Here is an 18,320-nt window from a genome sequence, read left to right as displayed (position 1 = left end):
GCCCGGCAGAGTGCCGCGCGGGGGAGCGAAGTCAAGCGCCCGCGGTGCGCAGCCCCGCCGCAGTCCCCGGCAGCGCGCCGGCGCGCCGCCGCTCGACATCGAAAATGCCGACCGTCAGCGCGAACACCAAGATGATCGCCGCAAACTCGCCCTCGTCCTCGACGAAGGCGAGGACATTGAGCCAGCCGACCGAATGTTCGCCAAGCGAGGTGAGCAGGTCGACGAACACCCCGAACACCGCGATCAGCGCGATTGCCGTGCCGATCAGCAAGCCATGGACCGCCTCGCGGTGCTGCGAGCGGCGATGGGCCGAGATCATGCCGGCCAGCCACAGCACCCCGACCACGCCGAAGAAGATCAGCTCGCCCAGGTGATTGGCATGGAGCGGCAGCCACGCCGGGATCGGCAGGACGGGCGCCAGGGCAAGGCCGAACCGCTCGTGAAGTTCGGCCCAGTTGTCGAGCGTCAGCCACACGAGGAGCAGCGCATTGGCCAGATAGACCGGCGCGCGCAGCCGCTGCCAGCACAGCGCCATGAACAGCGCCGCGCAGCCGGTCATCGTGTATTCGAGAAATTCGCCGAAGGAGCGGTCTTCCGACATGAAGAACTGCACCGGAAGATAGGCGCCGGTCGCATCGCCGTAATGCGCGGCAACATCGAGGCCGACCAGCACGCAGGCATAGGGCACCACGATCATCAGCGCGCGGTGCATCGCGCGCGCGGATGCGATCTCGCGCAAGGCCCTGCCGATGTCGGCGATGGTGACCATCATACCCTCCAGGCGCGGCCAGCCGGGACCGCGCGAGGCCCCGCCATGCTCCTGCAAAGGGTAACAAATCCTTTCATTCGCCCGCCGCCCCCTGCGGCAATCGCGGTACTGGCCCAATATGCGACACTTGCAAGACACGCCGTCAAGCCGCGCCGCCCGTCCCCTGCCGCCCGCCTGCCACCGCTTGTCATTGCCCCGACGCCGATTGCGGCCTATATGAACGGCCATGTCCAGCATCCGTCCGTGGCGCACGATCGAGCGCCGCAAATCGCGCCAGATCATGGTGGGGAATGTCCCCGTTGGTGGGGACGCGCCCATCACCGTGCAGACCATGACCAACACCCCGACCGAGGATGTGACAGCGACGCTCGACCAGATCCGCCGCTGCGAGGAGGTGGGCGCCGACATCATCCGCGTCTCCTGCCCCACGGAAGAATCGACCCGCGATTTCAAGAAGATCACCCGCGCCGCGCGCATCCCGATCGTTGCCGACATCCACTTCCACTACAAGCGCGCGCTTGAGGCCGCCGATGCCGGCGCGGCGTGCCTGCGCATCAACCCGGGCAATATCGGCTCGGCGCAGCGCGTTGCCGAGGTGGTGCGCGCCGCCAAGGCCAATGGCTGCGCGATCCGCATCGGGGTGAACGCCGGCAGCCTCGAGAAGGACCTGCTCGAAAAATATGGCGAGCCCTGCCCCGAAGCGCTGATCGAAAGCGCATTGGATCACATCAAGCTCCTCCAGGACCACGATTTCCACGAATACAAGGTGGCGGTGAAGGCCTCCGACGTGTTCCTTGCGGTCGCGGCCTATCACGGGCTTGCCGAAACGGTCGATTGCCCGCTGCACCTCGGCATCACCGAAGCCGGAGGCCTGATCGGCGGGACCGTCAAGTCGAGCATCGGCATCGGCTCGCTGCTGTGGGCGGGGATCGGAGACACCATCCGCGTCAGCCTTTCCGCCGAACCCGAGCAGGAGATCAAGGTCGGCTTCGAGATGCTCAAGGCCTTGGGCCTGCGCACCCGCGGCGTGCGCATCGTCTCGTGCCCCTCGTGCTCGCGGCAGGGTTTCGACGTGATCCGCACCGTGGAAGCGCTCGAGGCGCGGCTCGAGCACATCAAGACCCCGATGAGCCTCTCGATCCTCGGCTGCGTCGTCAACGGCCCGGGCGAGGCGCGCGAGACCGATGTCGGCCTCACCGGCGGCGGCGCGGGCAAGCACATGGTCTATCTGCGCGGCGTCACCGATCACACCATCCAGGACGAGGACATGCTCGATCACATCGTGCGCCTCGTCGAGGAAAAGGCCGCCGAGATCGAGCGCGGCGAGGCCGCCGCCTTCGATCCCCACGCCGCACCGCAACAGGCGGTTGCTGCGGAATAATCCATGGGCTGGCTTTACCTGATCGCGGCCGGCCTGTTCGAGGTCGGCTTCACCACCGCCATGCGCTACACGCAGGGCTTCCGGCTGGACCTGCCCAATGCCGCCTTCGTCGTCTGCATCATCCTCAGCTTCGGCTTCCTCCAGGAAGCGCAGAAGACCATCCCGCTCGGCACCGCCTATGCCGTGTGGGTCGGGATCGGTGCGGTGGGGACGATCGCGGTGGGCGTGGCGCTGGGTTTCGAGAGCCTGAGCCTCGCGCGCGGCGCGCTGCTGGCCGGGCTGGTCGGTTGCGTGATCGGGCTGAAGGCGCTGCATTGATGATGCGCGTCCTGGCTGCCGTGCTGGCGCCCGTTCTGGCGGTGCTGCCGGCCGCCTGCGCGGGCGTGCCGCAGGTCGCCGCCGCGCCCCACCCCGAAGCGCGCGCCTATGCCGCCAGCGCCGATGCCGGTGCCGATATCGACGCCGCGCTCGCCCGCGCCGCGCTGGGCGGCAAGCGCGTGCTGCTGGTGATGGGCGCGAACTGGTGCCACGATAGCCGCGCGCTCGCCGGATGGCTGGAAACCGAGCGCTTCGCCGCGCTGGTCGCCGCGCATTACGAAGTGGTGTTCGTCGATGTCGGCATGCCCCAGACCGGCGAGGGCCGGAACCTCGACATCGCCGCCCGCTTCGGCCTCGACACGATCAAGGGCACGCCTGCGCTGCTGGTGCTGACCGCCGATGGCCGCGCCGTGAACGCCGCCACCGCGCGCAAGTGGCGCAACGCCGCGAGCCGCAGCGAGGATGCCATTTTCGCCGAGCTGGCAGCGCTGGCGGGCGCGTGATTGCCACTGGTAGCAAAAAGTGCTACCGGCGATATTATGAGCAAGGTCGAGAAAATCTCGGTATCGCTGACCGGCGAATTGCTCGCCGAAGTGCAGCAGGCGGTTGCATCGGGCGACTTTGCCTCGACCAGCGAGGTCGTGCGTGCAGCCTTGCGCGAATGGCGCGAACAGCGTGCGCGGCAGCACATCACCCCCGCACACCTGCGCCGCCTGCTCGCCGAAGCCGAAGCAAGCGGCTACACCGAAGGCGCGCTCGATTTCGCCGCGATCAAGGCCGAAGGACGCAGGCGGCTAACCTCGACCGCTGAATGAGCCGCACGGCCCGCCATGCCCACGCCGCGCGGGCCGATCTGCTGGATATCTGGCTGCATATCGCGCTTGACGATCCGTTAGCCGCCGACCGGCAGATCGACCGTATCGAGAACGCCATCGGGCGACTGATCGACTTTCCTGAGATCGGCCACGCTCGCGAGGATGCGGGGCCCGGCGTGCGGTTGCTGTTGCAGGACAGCTATCTCGTAATCTACCGCTACCGCAAGGAGCAGGCACTTGTCGTGATCGAACGGATCGTCCACGGACGCCGCGACGTGGGCAATTTGGTGCTCTGATACGAACCATACCGGACACCATGATCGCCGCCCTGCTCCTCGCCCTTGCGCTCGCCATGGACGCCTTTGCCGTCGCGCTGACGCAGGGCGCGCGGTTCCGGCCCTCGGCGCGCGGGGGGCTGGCCATCGCGGCGACCTTCGGGGTGTTCCAGGCGGTGATGCCGCTCGCCGGGTGGGCGGTCGGGGCGGCGGCGCTGGCCTATGTCGAAGCGGTCGATCACTGGATCGCCTTCGGGCTGCTCGCCTTTCTCGGGGTCAGGATGCTCGGCGGACATGTGGGGGACGAGGAGGCGGCCCATGCGCTGACGGGGCGCGCGCTGCTGCTCGCGGGCGTTGCGACCAGTATCGATGCGCTGGCGGCGGGGATCACGCTGCCGGCGCTGGGCGTGACGCCGTGGCTGGCGGCGGGGCTGATCGGGATCGTCACCTTTGCCCTCTCCGGCGCGGGCGTGGTGCTGGGCCACCGCGCGGGCGAGCACCTGGGCGAATGGGCCGAGCGCATCGGGGGCGTGATCCTGATCGGGCTGGGCGGCAAGATCCTCGGCCAGCATCTGGGCTGGCTGTGAGAGCGGCGTGCTCCACGTCGTCCACCACGCCGACTACATGGCGCCCCGGCCGGAGCGCGGCACCTTCCGCTTCGACAAGTATTACCTCGTTATGGAGGAACTGCGCGCCAGCGGCGCGCCTGTCACCGAGCACGCGCCCGGGCCCATGCCGCGCGAATGGCTGGAAGCGGTCCACTGCCCCGATTATGTGGACGAGGTCCTGCGCGCCGCAGTCCCGCGCCACAAGGAGCGGCGGATCGGCTTTCCCGTCACCCCCGCGATCGCATCCCGCGTGCGCCACACCAACGGCGGCACCTGGCGCGCCGCACAGCTCGCCCGCCGCCACGGCTATGCCGCCAACTCCGCCGCCGGGAGCCACCATGCGCTGCACGATACGGGCGCGGGCTATTGCGTGTTCAACGACCTTGCGGTGACCGCCAACCGCCTGATCGCGGAAAGGCACGCGGCCCGGGTGCTGATCGTCGACCTCGACGTCCATCAGGGCGACGGCACCGCCAGCCTCACCGCGGGGCGCGCCGACATCTTCACCCTCTCGCTCCATGCCGAGAAGAATTTTCCGGTGAGAAAGGCGCGCTCCAGCCGCGATGTCGCCCTGGAGGACGGGACCGACGACGATGGCTACATGGCCGCCCTCACCCGCCACCTGCCCGAGGTCCTCGCCCTCTTCGCGCCCGACTTCGTGCTCTATCAGGCGGGCGTCGATCCGCACCGTGACGACAAGCTCGGACGGCTCGCGCTCAGCGATGCGGGGCTGGCGATGCGCGACCGCTTCGTCATCGCCGAGGCGCGGCGCCGGGGCCTGCCTATCGCCAGCGCGCTTGGCGGCGGCTATGGCGATGATCCGAGGCAAGTCGCCGCGCGCCATGCCGCCTCGATGCTGGCCATGGCGGACGAGAACCTGCGCTACACAGGGGGGCAGGCATGACAGGCGAGGCAACCGATTACCTGATCATCGGCGCAGGGGCCGTCGGCCTTGCCTTCGCCGATGCGCTGCTTGACGAAGACCCGGACTGCCACATCACCTTCGTCGACAAGCATGCCAAGCCGGGAGGGCACTGGAACGATGCCTACAGCTTCGTCGCGCTGCACCGGCCCTCGGCCTTCTACGGGGTCAATGCGATGGCCTTCGCCAGCGAGCAGATCGACACCCACGGGCCCAACATGGGGCTCTACGCGCTCGCCAGCGGGACCGAGGTGCTCGCCTATTTCGAGAAGGTGATGAACCTGCGCCTCCTGCCGAGCGGGCGGGTGGCCTATCACCGCCTCGCCGAATTCAAGGGCCGCGACGACACCGGCACCGCCACGGTTCGCGGCGTGCTGCCGGGCGAGGAGACGCGCATCACCGTGCGCCGTAAGCTGGTGGATGCGACCTTCTACCAGACCACTGCGGCTCGATCCCGATGTTGTCCCTGAGATGTATCACTACGCGGTGATTTCCGAAGGCGAGATCGCGATGCTGCGGCGCATCACGCAGGTGATCCGCAAGGGCCGCGTCACCCGTGTCGCCAACGGCGCGCTGCATTTCGGCGAGACCGCCCACGCCATTCCCCAAGGCGCGCTCCACATCGATTGCACCACGCGCGCCGTGCCCTTCTCGGCGGCCGACAATGCCGGGCCGAAGTTCCGCGGCGATACCATCATGCTCCAGCCGGTGATGGTCCCGCTCGTCACCTTCAGCGCCGCGCTCACCGCCTTTCTCTTAGTGCATTACCTCGATGATGCGACCAGGAACCAGCTCGCCCGCAGCGCGGAGCTGACCGATACGCCGGCGACCTATCCCTACGCCTTGATGATGAACCTGATGAACCGCGGCACCGGGGCGCAGGACCCGCAAATCTCGGCCTGGCTGGCGAAATCGCGGCTCGACCCGGCGGGGCCGACCGTCGCGCGGATGATCGCGGCGGGCGACCCGCGGCTGGCCGCCCTCGGCGGGTTTCGCGAAGCGGTGATGGCGGCGATGCCGGATGTCATCCGGCTCGGCATGGCCGCCAGGGCGCTGCACGAAATGCCGCGCGCATCCGTGACCTGACGCAGGTTTGCGACGAAATGCTGATCTACGTTATTCGGCGGCTTGGGAACCGCCCGCGCGGACGCTACGTTACGGATCAATGAAGCGTCGCGACATCCTCAAGGGCACTCTGGCAGCGGGGGCAGCACTGGCACTGCCGGCGCGCCTGTTCGCCCAGCCGATGGCCGGCACCCCGCGCGACCGTATCCTGATGGGCATCGCCAAGCGCGAGCTGCTGCGCGCCGGCAACGCGATCTGGCGGCAGGACATCGTCGGGATCGCCGATTTCGGCCTGCATTCGGGGCGGCCGCGCTTCCACTTCGTCAACCTCGATCGCGGCGAAGTGCAGTCCTACCACGTCAGCCACGGCATGGGTTCGGACCCGCAGCACGATGGCTGGCTCAAGGATTTCTCGAACACCGAAGGCTCCAACGCCACCAGCCGCGGGGCTTATGTCACGTGGGAATGGTACAAGGGGCGTTATGGCACCTCGGTGCGATTGGGCGGGCTCGACGAGAGCAACGAGGCGGCGCTGCGGCGCTACATCGTCATGCACCATGCAGACTATGCCGAAAACGCGCATCTCGAAAAGTGGGGCCGCCTCGGGCGCTCCAACGGGTGCTTCGCGATGGGGACCGAACAGTTCCGCGAAGCGCTGATGCATCTGTCGGGCGGGCGGCTGCTCTATGCCGACAGCCTCGGGCTGGAGGAGGACGGCTCGGTGCAGCCGGTGCCCGAACTGGCGATGTATCAGCGCGCACCGCTCGACCTCGCCCCGCGCCCTTCCATCGCCGCCTATTGAGGTTTCCTACACGGCAGCGCCGCGGTAGACTTCGCGCGGCTCTTTGGGATCGTCAGGCAGCGCTGCACCCCGCAGCAATCACGCATCGGCGGCGCGATGCACGCGAATATGTGTGAACTTCGCTTTTCGCATGCATCGCACGGAAAAGCAGGCGCAATTCCTGTAGGATTGCGTGTTTTGCAATGTGAACTTCGTGAACTTCGCGAGATACGGCCCCGCGCCCCCGCCCGGAGCCTTGCCCGCCTCAGGTATCCTTGAGGTCGTCCTCGATCACGATCACCTCGCTCGTCGGCTTGGCCGAACGGTTGCGCACCCGCGGCTTGTCGAGGCTGGCGAGCACCGGCCCGTCGCGGCCGTAGATGTCCTTAAAGGTCGCCATCTCGCCGTTGATGTCGGTCGCCATGGTGAAATAGGTGATGTAGGCGCGCCACTGCTTGGCGAGCATGACCTTGGTATATTTGCCCGAATTGGCGATCGCGACGGCTTCTTCCTTGGTCGCGCCCTTGCCGAGGATCGCCATCGTCATCGCCAGTTCCAGCGCCCGCTCGGTGCGCACGCAGCCGTGCGAAAGGGCGCGGAAATCGGCGGCAAAAAGGTGGCGCGAGGGCGTGTCGTGGAAGAAGATCGCATGCTCGTTGGGCATTTCGAGCTTCATCCGTCCGAGCGAATTGCCCGGCCCGGGCTGCTGGACCACGGTGATCGTGCCGTTCGCGGACTTGGTGGCGACATAGCCGTTGGCACGGCCCCAGGCAGGGCTGGCGAGCACCCGCGCGCCCAGCCCCTCGCCCTTGACGATGGATTGCGGCACCGTCCAGGTCGGGTTGAACACGACGCCTTCGACCACCTCGGCCAATTGCGGCGTGGCGGTGCGCCCGGGCTTGCCGACAATCGTGCGATAGGTGCTGACGATCTTGTTCTTGACCGTCAGCCGCAGCTGGAATTCGGGCACGTTGGTGATGAGGTATTGCGGGCCCAAATCACGCGCCAGCCACCGCCAGCGGTCCATATTGGCGCGGATCAGCTTGCGGCGCGCGGCCTGCCCGTCCGAGGTCGCGGCGAGTTCGGCCTTGAGGCGGGCGTAATCGGGATGGGTGGGATTGAGCTTCATCAGCGTGCCCGCGATGTCCCCGCTCTTGAGCGCCTCGGCCAGGACGTTGCCCGAAGGGTTGGCATCGCGGTCCGGGTCGACCACGAACCACTGCTGGCGCGCCTCCATCGGGGTGCGCCCGTCACGCAGGTCCTCGACCAGCCAGATGAAGCTCTGCGAGGCCATCTGGTCGAGCCCGGCCGAAGCGCCCGCGGCAATCGCGGTCTTGAGCGGGGCGAGGTCGTAGTCCCTGGGGTCGAGGCCCTCGGCCCCGATGCCCTCGATCACCGCGACCAGCGCCTGCGCCTGCGCGACGGTCCAGGTCTGGACCAGCGGGGCGGCCTGGGGGACGGCCTGCACCACCGGCTGCGAGACGGTCGGCGGGAAGGCCTGCGAGAACGCCTCGGCGGGCTTGGGCGAAGCGGCAGGGGCAGGGGCGGGCGCCGCGGCGTCCTGCGCCAGCGCCGCCGTTGCCGTCGCCACCAGCGCTGCGGCCGCCCAAGTGACAGTGACGCCGCCAGCCAACTTGCCCGGGAACCTTGTCATCGATGTCTTGCCTTCTCGCCCCGTGCCGCCCGGAGATTGGCGGCATCGCAATTCGCCTGCGTTCATACCCGCTGCGTCATGCCCCTATCAACCATCTTGGCTTTCACCTGCATTAATGTTCACACCCTTGAGAGACCCTGATCCCTCCGCAGATGAGGGGGGCGTGACCTTCGCGCCGGACCGGCTTATGGCCGCGCCCATGAGCCACGCCGCGCCGCAACCCCACCACGCCCTGCTGCCGTTCGCCGCAGCGCTCGCCGGGGTCGGCTTCCTGTCGCTGATGGACGCCTTCATGAAGGAGGCCGCGCTGCTGATCGGCGCCTATACCGCGACCACCCTGCGCGCGGTGATCGGCACCGCGCTGGTCGCACCCCTGTGGCGGCTGCGCGGCGGGCGGATGCCGCAGCGGGCGGTGCTGAAGCTGCATTTGGAACGCGGGGTGGTCTCGGCCTTCATGGCGCTGACCTTCTTCCATTCGATCACCCTCCTGCCGCTCGCCGAGGCGATCGCGCTGTCCTTCATCGCCCCGCTGATCGCGCTCTACCTTGCCCGCGTGCTGCTGGGCGAGACGATCAGCCGGCGGGCGATCGGGGCGAGCGTGCTCGGCTTTGCGGGCACGCTGGTGATCGTCGGCGGGCGGATCGGCAGCGGAGGGATGGGCGAGGAGGCGATGGTGGGGATCGCCTCGGTGTTCGTCTCGGCGCTGCTCTATGCCTACAACTTCATCATCATCCGGCGGCAGGCGCAGGTCGCGAGCGCGCTGGAGATCGCGACCTTCCACAGCGGGGTCAGCGCCATCGTCCTGCTGCTGCTCGCCCCGCTCTTGTGGCAGACCCCGCAGGCGGCGGCGATGCTGCCGCTCGGCATTTCGGCGGTGCTGACGGTGTGCGGTTCCTTCGCGATCGCCTTCGCCTATGCCCGGGCGCCCGCCAGCGTGCTGGTGCCGACCGAGTATTCGGGCTTCGTCTGGGCGGCGATCACCGGCTGGGTGTTCTTCCGGGAGGCGGTCACCTTGCCCACGCTCGCCGGCACCGCGCTGATCGTCACCGGCTGCTGGATCGCCGCCCGCGCAGCCCGGGTGCAGGCAGCAGTCGCGGTCTGAGACGATTGGCCTTGGGCAACCCCCCTTGACCTCGGGCGCGAGGGCGCGCAGGACGCGCGGCGTATTCCTGCCCTTGGTGGATCGGGGGCGGACCAACCTGAAAGGACGGAACCCTCCCATGACCGCAATCGGCCAGGATTCGCTCGGCACGCGCCAGATGCTTGACGTGAACGGCAAGCAGTATGCCTATTACTCGCTCGCCAAGGCGGCCGAGCAGCTGGGCGACATCAGCAAGCTGCCGATCTCGATGAAAGTGCTGCTCGAAAACCTGCTGCGCTTCGAGGACGGCGGCTTCACCGTCGCGCGCGAGCACATCCAGGCGGTGGTCGACTGGCAGGCGAACCCCGTGACCGGCGAGGAAATCCAGTACCGCCCGGCGCGCGTGCTGCTTCAGGATTTCACCGGCGTGCCCTGTGTGGTCGACCTTGCCGCGATGCGCGATGCGATCAAGACACTCGGCGGCGATACCGCCAAGATCAACCCGCTGGTGCCGGTCAACCTCGTCATCGACCACTCGGTGATGGTCGACGAATTCGGCCACCCCAAGGCGATGGAAGCCAACATGGCCTTGGAATACGAGCGCAATGCCGAGCGCTACGACTTCCTCAAGTGGGGCTCCAAGAGCTTCCAGAACTTCACCGCTGTGCCCCCGGGCACCGGTATCTGCCACCAGGTCAACCTTGAACATCTGGCGCGCGCGGTGTGGTCGTCCGAAGGCCCTGACGGCGTGATGGTCGCCTATCCCGACACCTGCGTCGGCACCGACAGCCATACCACCATGATCAATGGTCTGGGCGTGCTGGGCTGGGGCGTGGGCGGGATCGAGGCCGAGGCCGCGATGCTCGGCCAGCCGGTCTCGATGCTGATCCCCGAAGTGGTCGGCTTCTACCTCGAAGGCGCGATGGCCGAAGGCGTGACCGCGACCGACCTCGTGCTGACCTGCGTGCAGATGCTCCGCAATGTCGGCGTCGTCGGGCGGTTCGTGGAGTTCTACGGTCCGGGCGTCGCCAACCTTACCCTCGCCGACCGCGCGACCATCGCCAACATGGCACCCGAATACGGCGCGACCTGCGGCTTCTTCGGGATCGACGACAAGACCCTCGATTACCTGCGTTTGACCGGCCGCAGCGAGGACACCATTGCGCTGGTCGAAGCCTATTCCAAGGCGCAGGGCATGTGGTTCGATCCGGCGGGCGTCCCGGTCTTCACCAAAACCTTGCAGCTGGACATGGGCACCGTCGTCCCCAGCCTCGCCGGCCCCAAGCGCCCGCAGGACAAGGTGATCCTCCCCGAGGTCGACGACCTGTTCAACGCCGATCTCGCCAAGTCCTACGGCAAGAGCGCCCCGGCGCGCGTCGGCGTGGAGGGCAAGGACCACGACATCGGTGACGGCGACGTGGTGATCGCCGCGATCACCTCGTGCACCAACACCTCGAACCCCGATGTGCTGATCGCCGCAGGCCTCGTCGCCAAGAAGGCCAACGAGAAGGGGTTGAAGCCCAAGCCGTGGGTCAAGACCTCGCTTGCTCCCGGCTCGCAGGTGGTGACCGATTATCTGGTGAAGTCGGGCTTGCAGGAGCACCTGGACGCGGTCGGCTTCGACCTTGTCGGCTATGGCTGCACCACCTGCATCGGCAATTCGGGCCCGCTCGCCGCGCCGATCAGCGCCGCGATCAACGGCAACGACATCGTCGCCGCGAGCGTACTGTCGGGCAACCGCAACTTCGAGGGCCGCGTTTCGCCCGACGTGCGCGCCAACTTCCTCGCCTCGCCGCCGCTGGTCGTCGCCTATGCATTGAAGGGCACCGTTACCGAAGACATCACCACCACCCCGATCGGCCACGACCAGAACGGCGATCCGGTGATGCTCGCCGATCTGTGGCCGACCAACGCCGAAGTCGCGCAGCACCGCGCCGCCAACATCGACCGCTCGATGTTCGAAAGCCGCTACGCCAACGTCTATGACGGCGACGAGCACTGGCAGGCGATCACCGTCGAGCCTTCCGACACCTACCAGTGGCGCGCTGGCAGCACCTACGTCGCCAACCCGCCCTATTTCGAGGGCATGACCATGACCCCGGCGCCGGTCACCGACATCCTTGATGCAAAGCCGCTGGCGATCCTCGGGGATTCGGTCACCACCGACCACATCTCGCCCGCAGGCTCGATCAAGGAAGACAGCCCGGGCGGCAAGTTCCTGATGAGCAACCAGGTCGCCAAGAAGGATTTCAACTCCTACGGCTCGCGCCGCGGCCACCACGAAGTCATGATGCGCGGCACCTTCGCCAATATCCGCATCAAGAACGAGATGGTCCCGGGCGTCGAAGGGGGCTTCTCGACCTATGGCGGCGAGACCATGGCGATCTACGATGCGGCCATGAAGCACAAGGACGACGGCACGCCGCTGGTCGTCATCGGCGGCAAGGAATACGGCACCGGCTCCTCGCGTGACTGGGCGGCCAAGGGCACGATCCTTCTGGGTGTCCGCATGGTGATCGTCGAGAGCTTCGAGCGTATCCACCGCTCGAACCTCGTCGGCATGGGCGTGCTGCCGCTGCAATTCAAGGATGGCGACACCCGCCAGACCTTGGGCCTTGCCGCGACCGACACCTTCTCGATCCGCGGCCTTGCCGACCTCGTGCCGGGCCAGGACGTCACGGTCGAAGTCACCCGCGAGGACGGCTCGCAGTTCAGCTTCACCGCGCTGTGCCGCATCGATACCGCAAACGAGATGGAATATTACCGCCACGGCGGGATTCTCCATTACGTTCTGCGCAAGCTTGCGGCATAGGGAGCCGCATGAGACGAGGTCGCGCCACGCTCCTGATCGCTCCCGCCCTGCTGCTGGCGCTGCCGGCCTGCGGGGACGAGGCGGGCGAGTCCAAGGGCAAGCGCGACACGCCCTCGATCCCGCTTGGCTTCGAGCTGGCGTTCGCCGGGACTGCGGGGGACGCGGCGGCAGCAGTGCCGCCCGCGCACGCCCCGCTGGTAGCGCTTTCGCCTGATGAGCTTGCCGCCAAGATCAAGGCCGGCAATGTCCGCCTGATCGACGTGCGCACCGATGCAGAGGTTGCCCAATGCACGATCCCGGGGGCCGAGCACATCGCGCTCGACACCTTCGATCCGGCGAGGCTCGATCTGTCGGACGGGCGCGAGGTGGTGCTCTATTGCCGCTCGGGCCGGCGCTCGGCGATCGCGGGCGAGAATCTGGCGGCGGTGACAGGCGGGCCGGTCGAGCACCTCGCAGGCGGGATCCTCGCCTGGGAAGCCGCAGGGCAGCCGGTCGGCAAGCCTCAGAGCGAGTAGGCATCCGCGCACCAACGAAAAAGTGCGGCCCCGCAAGGCCGCCCTTTTGCGTTATGCGGTGCGCTCGCCTCAGCCGACGAGCTTGCGGCGTCCGAGGATCGCGGCGGCGGCGAGGCCAAACAGGATCGTCATCGGCGGCGCGGGCACGTCGTTGCCGCCCGTGGTCCCGCTGCTGCCGCTGGTGCTGCCCGAGGACGAGGAGGATGACGAGCTGCTGCTGCTGCTCGAGGAAGACGAAGACGAGCTCGACCCCGAAGACCCGCTGCTGCTCGAAGAGGAGGAACTGCTGCCCGACGACGAGCTGCTGCTGGTGCTGCTGGTCATGTCGCCCGAAGACCCGCCGCTGGTCGCCCCGCCCGACGAGGAGGAGGACGACGAAGAGCTCGACGAGGACGACGACGAAGACGAGGAGCTCGATGAACCCGAACTGGTCACCGCGCCGGTCGAGGAGCTGACATTGCCAGAGGAGCTCGACACGTTGCCGGACGAGCTCGAAACATTGCCCGAAGAGCTGACATTGCCCGAAGACGACGACACCTGACCGGTCGAGCTCGACACATTGCCCGACGAGGAGACCTGCCCGGTCGAAGACGAGACATTGCCCGAGGAGCTGGTGCTCGATACCTGCCCCGTGCTGCTCGAAACCGCGCCGGTGCTGCTGGTGCTCGAAACCGCGCCGGTGCTGCTGGAGACCTGCCCGGTGCTGCTCGACACCTGGCCCGTGCTGCTCGAAACCTGACCGGTCGAGGAGGTCACCACGCCCGAGGATGAGGTGGTGGTCGAGGAGATCTGGCCCGAGGACGAGGTTGTCGAGGTCGAATTGTCGATGTCGATATCGATCACGATGCCGCTCGAACCGCTCGACGAGCCGCTGCTCGAACCGCCGCTGCTGCCCGAGGTCGAGGTCGAGGTGGTGGTCGAGACCGAAACGTCGCCCGAAGAGGACCCGCCGCCGCCGAAGAAGCCTCCGAAGAAGCCGCCGCCGAAGCCGCCGCCGCCGCCGAAGCCACCACCCCAGCCGCCGCCCCAGCCGCCGCCCGACCCGCCGCCGCCCGAGATCGGCGGAAGCGGCGGAAGCGGGGCGGGCATGTAGGCGATCTGTGCGATCGGGGGGCACTGGCTGGCGTCATAATAGGCCTGCACCGCGCCCGCCGGCCGGCTCGCCGCGCCTCCGGGGCCTGCGGGGCCCACCGGCTGGCATTCGACCGTGCGCTCGACAATGCGGCGGCGGCGCTGCTCGGGCACCTCGATGATGCGCTCGCGGGTCTTGATGTAGCGCGCGCCGGTGACCGGATCGACCTGGATCAGCTTCCCGTCGATATTGGTCGCGAAGTCGGGCGCGCTGGTGTTCATCGGTTCGGCCATGCGCACCGCACCCCCTTGCAACAATGCGACGCCCGCCGCTGCGGCGGAGAGCTTCGCGATGGCCAGTTTGAGCGACATGGTCGTATACCCTGTTTGCACGGGAGGGGTGCGGGACTGCCGCAATTCCTCCAAATCCAGCCTCCTATTGATGTCAGAAGCGGCACAGGGGCAATCGGGTTAACCAAGCAGAGGCCTCGGATCGCGGGCGAATCGCTGCCGAATCCCGGGATTTCGCCTGCCCTGTCCCGAACTGGCACCGAAACCGGGGGTGTGGTTAGCCGCTTGGTTAACGCTGGCGCCGGATCGGGCTCGGACTCAATCCTCGAACAGCGCGCCCTGGCTGCCGGGTGATTCTCGGGGCGGCTGAATCTCCAGATGCGCCCAGCCGGCATCGTTGAGCACGCGGCCCCTGGCCGTGCGGGCCACCAGACCCAGCTGGATGAGATAGGGCTCGACCACCTCCTCCACCGTGTCGCGCGGCTCGGCAAGGCCTGCCGCAAGTGTCTCGATCCCAACGGGTCCGCCCTTGTAGATGGCGGCAATCATCGTGAGGTAGCGGCGGTCCATGAGGTCGAGCCCGAGCCGGTCGATCTCGAGCCGGGTCAGCGCCTCGTCGGCCACATGGCGGGTGACAGTGGTGCTGCCCGCCACATCGGCGAAGTCGCGCACGCGCCGCAGCAGGCGGCCGGCGACGCGGGGCGTCCCGCGCGAGCGGCGGGCGATCTCGTGCGCACCATCGGGCGCGATCGCGAGGCCCATGAGGCCCGCCGCGCGGGTGACGACCCGCTCCAGCTCCTCGTGGGTGTAGAAGTTGAGCCTGACCGGGATGCCGAAGCGGTCCCGCAGCGGCGTGGTGAGCAGGCCTTGCCGCGTGGTCGCCCCGATCAGCGTGAAGGGCGGCAGGTCGATCCGCACGCTGCGCGCGCTCGGCCCCTCGCCGATGATGAGATCGAGCGCGCGGTCCTCCATCGCGGGATAAAGCACTTCCTCCACCACCGGCGAGAGGCGGTGGATCTCGTCGATGAACAGCACGTCATGCGGTTCGAGATTGGTGAGCAGCGCAGCCAAGTCCCCCGCCTTGGCGATCACGGGGCCGCTGGTGGCGCGGAAGCCCACCCCCAACTCGCCCGCGATGATCTGCGCCAACGTGGTCTTGCCGAGGCCCGGGGGCCCGAAGAACAAGGTGTGATCCATCGCCTCGCCTCTTGCCCGCGCGGCGGCGATGAAGACGGCAAGGTTCCCCTTGGCCGCCTCCTGCCCGACGAACTCGGCGAGCCTGCGCGGGCGCAGCGCGGCGTCAGGGTCGCCGGGCTGGCGGGTGGGGGTGTGGAGGGGGTCAGTCATTTTGCACAATTGCGGCAAACTGCTCTGAGGAAATCCGCTCGGCAGTTATGCCAGTGCTCTTGCTGATAGCGAAGACGACGCGGACCATCATCTTCGTATCTTCGGCGCCTCGGTTGCCATCTATCATGGTGAGGATTCCCACACCTGACCTAAGCAACCAATTTGACCCGTCGACAAACTCTAAAACAAGAAGACCCGTGACATCGGTGCCAGAGGGTATGAAGTTGACCCTCTTCTTAGTGTAGCTCACTACATACTTGATTGCCTTAAGGTCGGAAAGACTGCGCTTTTCTCCCGCAAGGCTCATGAGACCCTCAGTGATTGAGAGGCGTTGCCAAGGTGCAATTTTGCTCGCAACAATTGCATTTCTTGACCAATCGAATGCGATCCAAAAGAGCCCGCACGCAAAGAAGGCGAGCAGCACGTTCGACTGAAGGACAGCGTACACCACCAGACCCAATGCGGCGGTTGCCGCGAGCGCAACTCCGACTGCCGTAACGAAGGCATCTCCGACGAAATGTAGCCGACGTCCCATCACCCAGCCGCCTTCTTCAGCGCAACGCGGATCAGATCGCCCTCGCTCGCTCCTTCGCCCAGTTCCTCCAAAGCCCGCGCCACGGCCTGTGCCGCCACCGCGGGCTTGAAGCCGAGGTTCTCCAAAGCGCTCGCCGCGTCCGCGCCGAGGCCGCCTTGCGGCCGAGGCGCGCCCGCGCCACCGGCCGGGCTGCCATGTCCGGCACCGCCGGGCATGGCTCCAGCTCTATCCTTCAGCTCGTTGACGATCCGCCCCGCCAGCTTCGGCCCCACGCCCTGCGCCCGCGCCACCATCGCGGCGTCGCCCTTGCCGCAGGCGTCGCGCAGTTCTCCGGTCGAGAGCGCGGAGAGGATCGCGAGGCCGACCTTGCTGCCCACCCCCTGCACGCCGGTCAGCAGCCGGAACCAGTCGCGCTCGGCCTGCTCGGCAAACCCGAGGAGCCGCATGTCGTTCTCGCTCACCTGCAATTCGGTGTGGACGGTGCAGGCCTCTCCCACTTCGCCCAGCGCGGCGAGGGTGCGGCTGGAGCAGTGGACGAGGTAGCCCACCCCGCCCACGTCGACCACCGCCCAGTCCTCACCGGTCGCGTCCAGTCTGCCCGATAGCTTCGCAATCATGGAGTGGTCGTGCCCCATCCGCCGCGCCAAGGCCAGAGCCGCCCGCGCCCTGTCCGCAACTGGCTTGGCCGCCGTGTAGGAGACAATGAGACACTGTCCAGAGCGGGAATTCTCTCCTTCCCCGTGCGGGGCCGGAAATCGCGCTCGGAGAAGGGCTGAAGACAGGTCATGGCGCATGTGTACCAGCTTTGTTCCTGGTAGGAAATCGCTTTGCTGCGAGGCACTGGGAGGATTTCACACAAAGTCACAAAGACACAAAGGAGTGAGCGAAAGGGCGTCCGCGTCGAGGAATTTCCCGCCCTCTTTGTGTCTTTGTGCCTTTGTGTGAACCCTTCAGGGCAAAGCGCCCCCGCTCGACATGCGGCACTTTTGCGGTAAGGAGCCCTCCCATGAGCTGGAACACCTTCGGGCGCGTGCTGCGCTTCACCACCTGGGGAGAGAGCCACGGGCCCGCGCTGGGCGCGGTCGTCGACGGGTGCCCGCCGGGGCTCGCCATCAGCGAGGAATTCATTCAGCCCTTCATGGATGCGCGCAAGCCCGGCACCAGCCGCTTCACCACCCAGCGGCGCGAGGATGATCTGGTGCGCATCCTTTCGGGGGCGTTTGAAGGGCGCACGACAGGCACGCCGATCAGCCTGATGATCGAGAACACCGACCAGCGCTCGAAGGACTACTCGCAGATAGCGCAGCAATATCGCCCGGGCCATGCCGATTACGCCTATGACGCCAAATACGGCATCCGCGACTATCGCGGCGGCGGGCGGTCATCCGCGCGCGAGACGGCGGCGCGGGTGGCGGCGGGCGCGGTGGCGCGGCTCGTCATCCCCGAAGTCACCATCACCGCCTATGTCTGCGAATTGGGCGGCGACCGGATCGATCCGGCGGCCATCGACTACGCCGAGATCGGCAACAACCCGTTCTTCTGCCCCGACGCCGCTGCGGCGAAGCGCTGGGAGGAAAAGGTCGATGCGGCGAGGAAGGCCGGATCCTCCTTGGGCGCGATTGTGGAGTGCGTGGCGCAGGGCGTCCCCGCCGGCTGGGGAGCGCCGATCTATGCCAAGCTCGAAAGCGACCTTGCGGCCGCGATGATGAGCATCAATGCCGTGAAGGGCGTCGAGATCGGTGACGGCTTCGAAGCCGCGCGCCTTTCGGGCGAAGAGAACGCCGACCGGATGCGCCCCGGCGCGGGCGGCAAGCCCGAATTCCTCGCCAACCATGCGGGCGGCACGGCGGGCGGCATTTCGACCGGGCAGCCGGTGGTGTGCCGGGTGGCGTTCAAGCCGACCTCCTCGATCCTCACCCCGGTGGAATCGATCAATTCGGCCGGAGAGGCGGTTGAGGTCGTCACCAAGGGCCGTCACGATCCGTGCGTCGGCATCCGCGGCACGCCGGTGGTCGAGGCGATGATGGCGCTGGTGCTGGCGGACCACAAGTTGCTGCACCGCGCTCAGATTGGTTGAGGC

At 67.4% G+C, this 18,320-nt stretch carries 23 protein-coding genes; 18 read left to right on the top strand and 5 right to left on the bottom strand.

From position 1 onward, the window contains the following. Nucleotides 1-31: 31 nt before the first annotated feature. On the bottom strand, nt 32-772 hold the full coding sequence (locus D620_RS0104470; RefSeq protein WP_017664593.1) for a hypothetical protein: 741 nt from the start codon (nt 770-772) through the stop codon (nt 32-34). Nucleotides 773-995: 223 nt separating this feature from the next. Here D620_RS0104470 and ispG point away from each other — a divergent pair, with 223 nt between their 5' ends. The 10 genes from ispG to D620_RS0104420 all read left to right on the top strand — a co-directional run bounded on the left by ispG (nt 996) and on the right by D620_RS0104420 (nt 6,955). Next, a complete protein-coding gene (gene ispG, locus D620_RS0104465) occupies nt 996-2,150 on the top strand; it encodes a flavodoxin-dependent (E)-4-hydroxy-3-methylbut-2-enyl-diphosphate synthase (RefSeq protein ID WP_017664592.1) in 1,155 nt (384 codons plus the stop codon). A gap of 3 nt (nt 2,151-2,153) precedes the next feature. Beyond that, the gene (locus tag D620_RS0104460; RefSeq protein ID WP_017664591.1) at nt 2,154-2,468 is read left to right on the top strand and encodes a DMT family transporter; all 315 of its coding nucleotides are present in this window, start codon (nt 2,154-2,156) and stop codon (nt 2,466-2,468) included. After that, nucleotides 2,468-2,971, top strand: a complete 504-nt coding sequence (locus D620_RS0104455) for a thioredoxin family protein (protein WP_017664590.1) — start codon at nt 2,468-2,470, stop codon at nt 2,969-2,971. Before D620_RS0104460 ends, D620_RS0104455 begins: the two co-directional genes overlap by 1 nt. 36 nt (nt 2,972-3,007) lie before the next feature. Then, entirely contained in the window at nt 3,008-3,283 is a 276-nt protein-coding gene (locus D620_RS0104450) for a type II toxin-antitoxin system ParD family antitoxin (protein ID WP_017664589.1), read from the top strand. Beyond that, on the top strand, nt 3,280-3,579 hold the full coding sequence (locus D620_RS0104445) for a type II toxin-antitoxin system RelE/ParE family toxin (RefSeq protein ID WP_017664588.1): 300 nt from the start codon (nt 3,280-3,282) through the stop codon (nt 3,577-3,579). Before D620_RS0104450 ends, D620_RS0104445 begins: the two co-directional genes overlap by 4 nt. Nucleotides 3,580-3,599: 20 nt before the next feature. Further along, nucleotides 3,600-4,145 carry a manganese efflux pump MntP family protein gene (locus tag D620_RS0104440; protein ID WP_017664587.1) on the top strand — a complete coding sequence of 182 codons (546 nt, stop codon included), beginning with the start codon at nt 3,600-3,602 and terminating at the stop codon, nt 4,143-4,145. A 37-nt stretch (nt 4,146-4,182) separates the two neighbouring features. Further along, complete coding sequence (locus D620_RS0104435; RefSeq protein WP_017664586.1) at nt 4,183-5,070, top strand: histone deacetylase; 888 nt, start codon at nt 4,183-4,185, stop codon at nt 5,068-5,070. After that, the gene (locus D620_RS16760; RefSeq protein WP_026091942.1) at nt 5,067-5,558 is read left to right on the top strand and encodes an NAD(P)-binding protein; all 492 of its coding nucleotides are present in this window, start codon (nt 5,067-5,069) and stop codon (nt 5,556-5,558) included. The genes D620_RS0104435 and D620_RS16760 overlap by 4 nt, the downstream gene beginning before the upstream one ends. A 1-nt stretch (nt 5,559) precedes the next feature. Next, nucleotides 5,560-6,174 (top strand): hypothetical protein, encoded by a 615-nt coding sequence (locus tag D620_RS16755; protein ID WP_026091941.1) that lies wholly within the window; start codon nt 5,560-5,562, stop codon nt 6,172-6,174. Between the two features lie 79 nt (nt 6,175-6,253). Continuing rightward, entirely contained in the window at nt 6,254-6,955 is a 702-nt protein-coding gene (locus tag D620_RS0104420) for a murein L,D-transpeptidase catalytic domain-containing protein (RefSeq protein WP_017664585.1), read from the top strand. 244 nt (nt 6,956-7,199) lie between these two features. Here the strand turns inward: D620_RS0104420 and D620_RS0104415 are convergent, their stop codons facing one another. Further along, on the bottom strand, nt 7,200-8,588 hold the full coding sequence (locus tag D620_RS0104415; protein WP_026091940.1) for a L,D-transpeptidase family protein: 1,389 nt from the start codon (nt 8,586-8,588) through the stop codon (nt 7,200-7,202). 163 nt (nt 8,589-8,751) lie between these two features. Here D620_RS0104415 and D620_RS0104410 point away from each other — a divergent pair, with 163 nt between their 5' ends. From D620_RS0104410 to D620_RS16245, 7 genes are all read left to right on the top strand, one after another. Further along, a complete protein-coding gene (locus tag D620_RS0104410) occupies nt 8,752-9,690 on the top strand; it encodes a DMT family transporter (RefSeq protein WP_017664583.1) in 939 nt (312 codons plus the stop codon). Nucleotides 9,691-9,808: 118 nt separating this feature from the next. Then, nucleotides 9,809-12,481 carry an aconitate hydratase AcnA gene (gene acnA / locus D620_RS0104405; protein WP_017664582.1) on the top strand — a complete coding sequence of 891 codons (2,673 nt, stop codon included), beginning with the start codon at nt 9,809-9,811 and terminating at the stop codon, nt 12,479-12,481. A gap of 8 nt (nt 12,482-12,489) precedes the next feature. Then, nucleotides 12,490-12,996: a rhodanese-like domain-containing protein gene (locus tag D620_RS14670; protein ID WP_017664581.1), complete on the top strand. Its 507-nt coding sequence runs from the start codon at nt 12,490-12,492 to the stop codon at nt 12,994-12,996. A gap of 82 nt (nt 12,997-13,078) precedes the next feature. Beyond that, nucleotides 13,079-13,537 (top strand): hypothetical protein, encoded by a 459-nt coding sequence (locus D620_RS15705; RefSeq protein ID WP_196795249.1) that lies wholly within the window; start codon nt 13,079-13,081, stop codon nt 13,535-13,537. A gap of 18 nt (nt 13,538-13,555) precedes the next feature. Next, entirely contained in the window at nt 13,556-13,735 is a 180-nt protein-coding gene (locus tag D620_RS15700) for a hypothetical protein (protein ID WP_051020534.1), read from the top strand. 36 nt (nt 13,736-13,771) lie between these two features. After that, nucleotides 13,772-14,089 carry a hypothetical protein gene (locus D620_RS15515; protein ID WP_155799985.1) on the top strand — a complete coding sequence of 106 codons (318 nt, stop codon included), beginning with the start codon at nt 13,772-13,774 and terminating at the stop codon, nt 14,087-14,089. A gap of 192 nt (nt 14,090-14,281) precedes the next feature. Continuing rightward, the gene (locus D620_RS16245) at nt 14,282-14,542 is read left to right on the top strand and encodes a hypothetical protein (protein WP_155799984.1); all 261 of its coding nucleotides are present in this window, start codon (nt 14,282-14,284) and stop codon (nt 14,540-14,542) included. 134 nt (nt 14,543-14,676) lie between these two features. Here the strand turns inward: D620_RS16245 and ruvB are convergent, their stop codons facing one another. Genes ruvB through ruvA form a run of 3 tightly spaced genes read right to left on the bottom strand, consistent with a single transcriptional unit; the run spans nt 14,677 to nt 16,857 of the window. After that, on the bottom strand, nt 14,677-15,705 hold the full coding sequence (gene ruvB / locus D620_RS0104380; protein ID WP_017664578.1) for a Holliday junction branch migration DNA helicase RuvB: 1,029 nt from the start codon (nt 15,703-15,705) through the stop codon (nt 14,677-14,679). Beyond that, the gene (locus D620_RS14655; protein ID WP_033376155.1) at nt 15,698-16,240 is read right to left on the bottom strand and encodes a hypothetical protein; all 543 of its coding nucleotides are present in this window, start codon (nt 16,238-16,240) and stop codon (nt 15,698-15,700) included. The genes ruvB and D620_RS14655 overlap by 8 nt, the downstream gene beginning before the upstream one ends. Then, the gene (gene ruvA / locus D620_RS0104370) at nt 16,240-16,857 is read right to left on the bottom strand and encodes a Holliday junction branch migration protein RuvA (protein ID WP_026091937.1); all 618 of its coding nucleotides are present in this window, start codon (nt 16,855-16,857) and stop codon (nt 16,240-16,242) included. Before ruvA ends, D620_RS14655 begins: the two co-directional genes overlap by 1 nt. 389 nt (nt 16,858-17,246) lie before the next feature. Here ruvA and aroC point away from each other — a divergent pair, with 389 nt between their 5' ends. Next, a complete protein-coding gene (aroC, locus tag D620_RS0104365; protein ID WP_017664575.1) occupies nt 17,247-18,317 on the top strand; it encodes a chorismate synthase in 1,071 nt (356 codons plus the stop codon). Nucleotides 18,318-18,320: the final 3 nt, after the last annotated feature.

Origin of the sequence: Porphyrobacter sp. AAP82 (assembly GCF_000331285.1) — a bacterium.
GTDB lineage: Bacteria > Pseudomonadota > Alphaproteobacteria > Sphingomonadales > Sphingomonadaceae > Erythrobacter.
The sequence above is the reverse complement of the archived record's forward strand: the minus strand, read 5'-3'. Positions and strand labels throughout refer to the sequence as shown.

Excerpts from the sequence above, each read along its gene's own strand:
- D620_RS0104470 (WP_017664593.1), bottom strand. The coding sequence starts at position 772 with ATGATGGTCACCATCGCCGACATCGGCAGGGCCTTGCGCGAGATCGCA.
- ispG (WP_017664592.1), top strand. The coding sequence starts at position 996 with ATGTCCAGCATCCGTCCGTGGCGCACGATCGAGCGCCGCAAATCGCGC.
- D620_RS0104460 (WP_017664591.1), top strand. The coding sequence starts at position 2,154 with ATGGGCTGGCTTTACCTGATCGCGGCCGGCCTGTTCGAGGTCGGCTTC.
- D620_RS0104455 (WP_017664590.1), top strand. The coding sequence starts at position 2,468 with ATGATGCGCGTCCTGGCTGCCGTGCTGGCGCCCGTTCTGGCGGTGCTG.
- D620_RS0104450 (WP_017664589.1), top strand. The coding sequence starts at position 3,008 with ATGAGCAAGGTCGAGAAAATCTCGGTATCGCTGACCGGCGAATTGCTC.
- D620_RS0104445 (WP_017664588.1), top strand. The coding sequence starts at position 3,280 with ATGAGCCGCACGGCCCGCCATGCCCACGCCGCGCGGGCCGATCTGCTG.
- D620_RS0104440 (WP_017664587.1), top strand. The coding sequence starts at position 3,600 with ATGATCGCCGCCCTGCTCCTCGCCCTTGCGCTCGCCATGGACGCCTTT.
- D620_RS0104435 (WP_017664586.1), top strand. The coding sequence starts at position 4,183 with ATGGCGCCCCGGCCGGAGCGCGGCACCTTCCGCTTCGACAAGTATTAC.
- D620_RS16760 (WP_026091942.1), top strand. The coding sequence starts at position 5,067 with ATGACAGGCGAGGCAACCGATTACCTGATCATCGGCGCAGGGGCCGTC.
- D620_RS16755 (WP_026091941.1), top strand. The coding sequence starts at position 5,560 with ATGTATCACTACGCGGTGATTTCCGAAGGCGAGATCGCGATGCTGCGG.
- D620_RS0104420 (WP_017664585.1), top strand. The coding sequence starts at position 6,254 with ATGAAGCGTCGCGACATCCTCAAGGGCACTCTGGCAGCGGGGGCAGCA.
- D620_RS0104415 (WP_026091940.1), bottom strand. The coding sequence starts at position 8,588 with ATGACAAGGTTCCCGGGCAAGTTGGCTGGCGGCGTCACTGTCACTTGG.
- acnA (WP_017664582.1), top strand. The coding sequence starts at position 9,809 with ATGACCGCAATCGGCCAGGATTCGCTCGGCACGCGCCAGATGCTTGAC.
- D620_RS14670 (WP_017664581.1), top strand. The coding sequence starts at position 12,490 with ATGAGACGAGGTCGCGCCACGCTCCTGATCGCTCCCGCCCTGCTGCTG.
- ruvB (WP_017664578.1), bottom strand. The coding sequence starts at position 15,705 with ATGACTGACCCCCTCCACACCCCCACCCGCCAGCCCGGCGACCCTGAC.
- D620_RS14655 (WP_033376155.1), bottom strand. The coding sequence starts at position 16,240 with ATGGGACGTCGGCTACATTTCGTCGGAGATGCCTTCGTTACGGCAGTC.
- ruvA (WP_026091937.1), bottom strand. The coding sequence starts at position 16,857 with ATGATTGCGAAGCTATCGGGCAGACTGGACGCGACCGGTGAGGACTGG.
- aroC (WP_017664575.1), top strand. The coding sequence starts at position 17,247 with ATGAGCTGGAACACCTTCGGGCGCGTGCTGCGCTTCACCACCTGGGGA.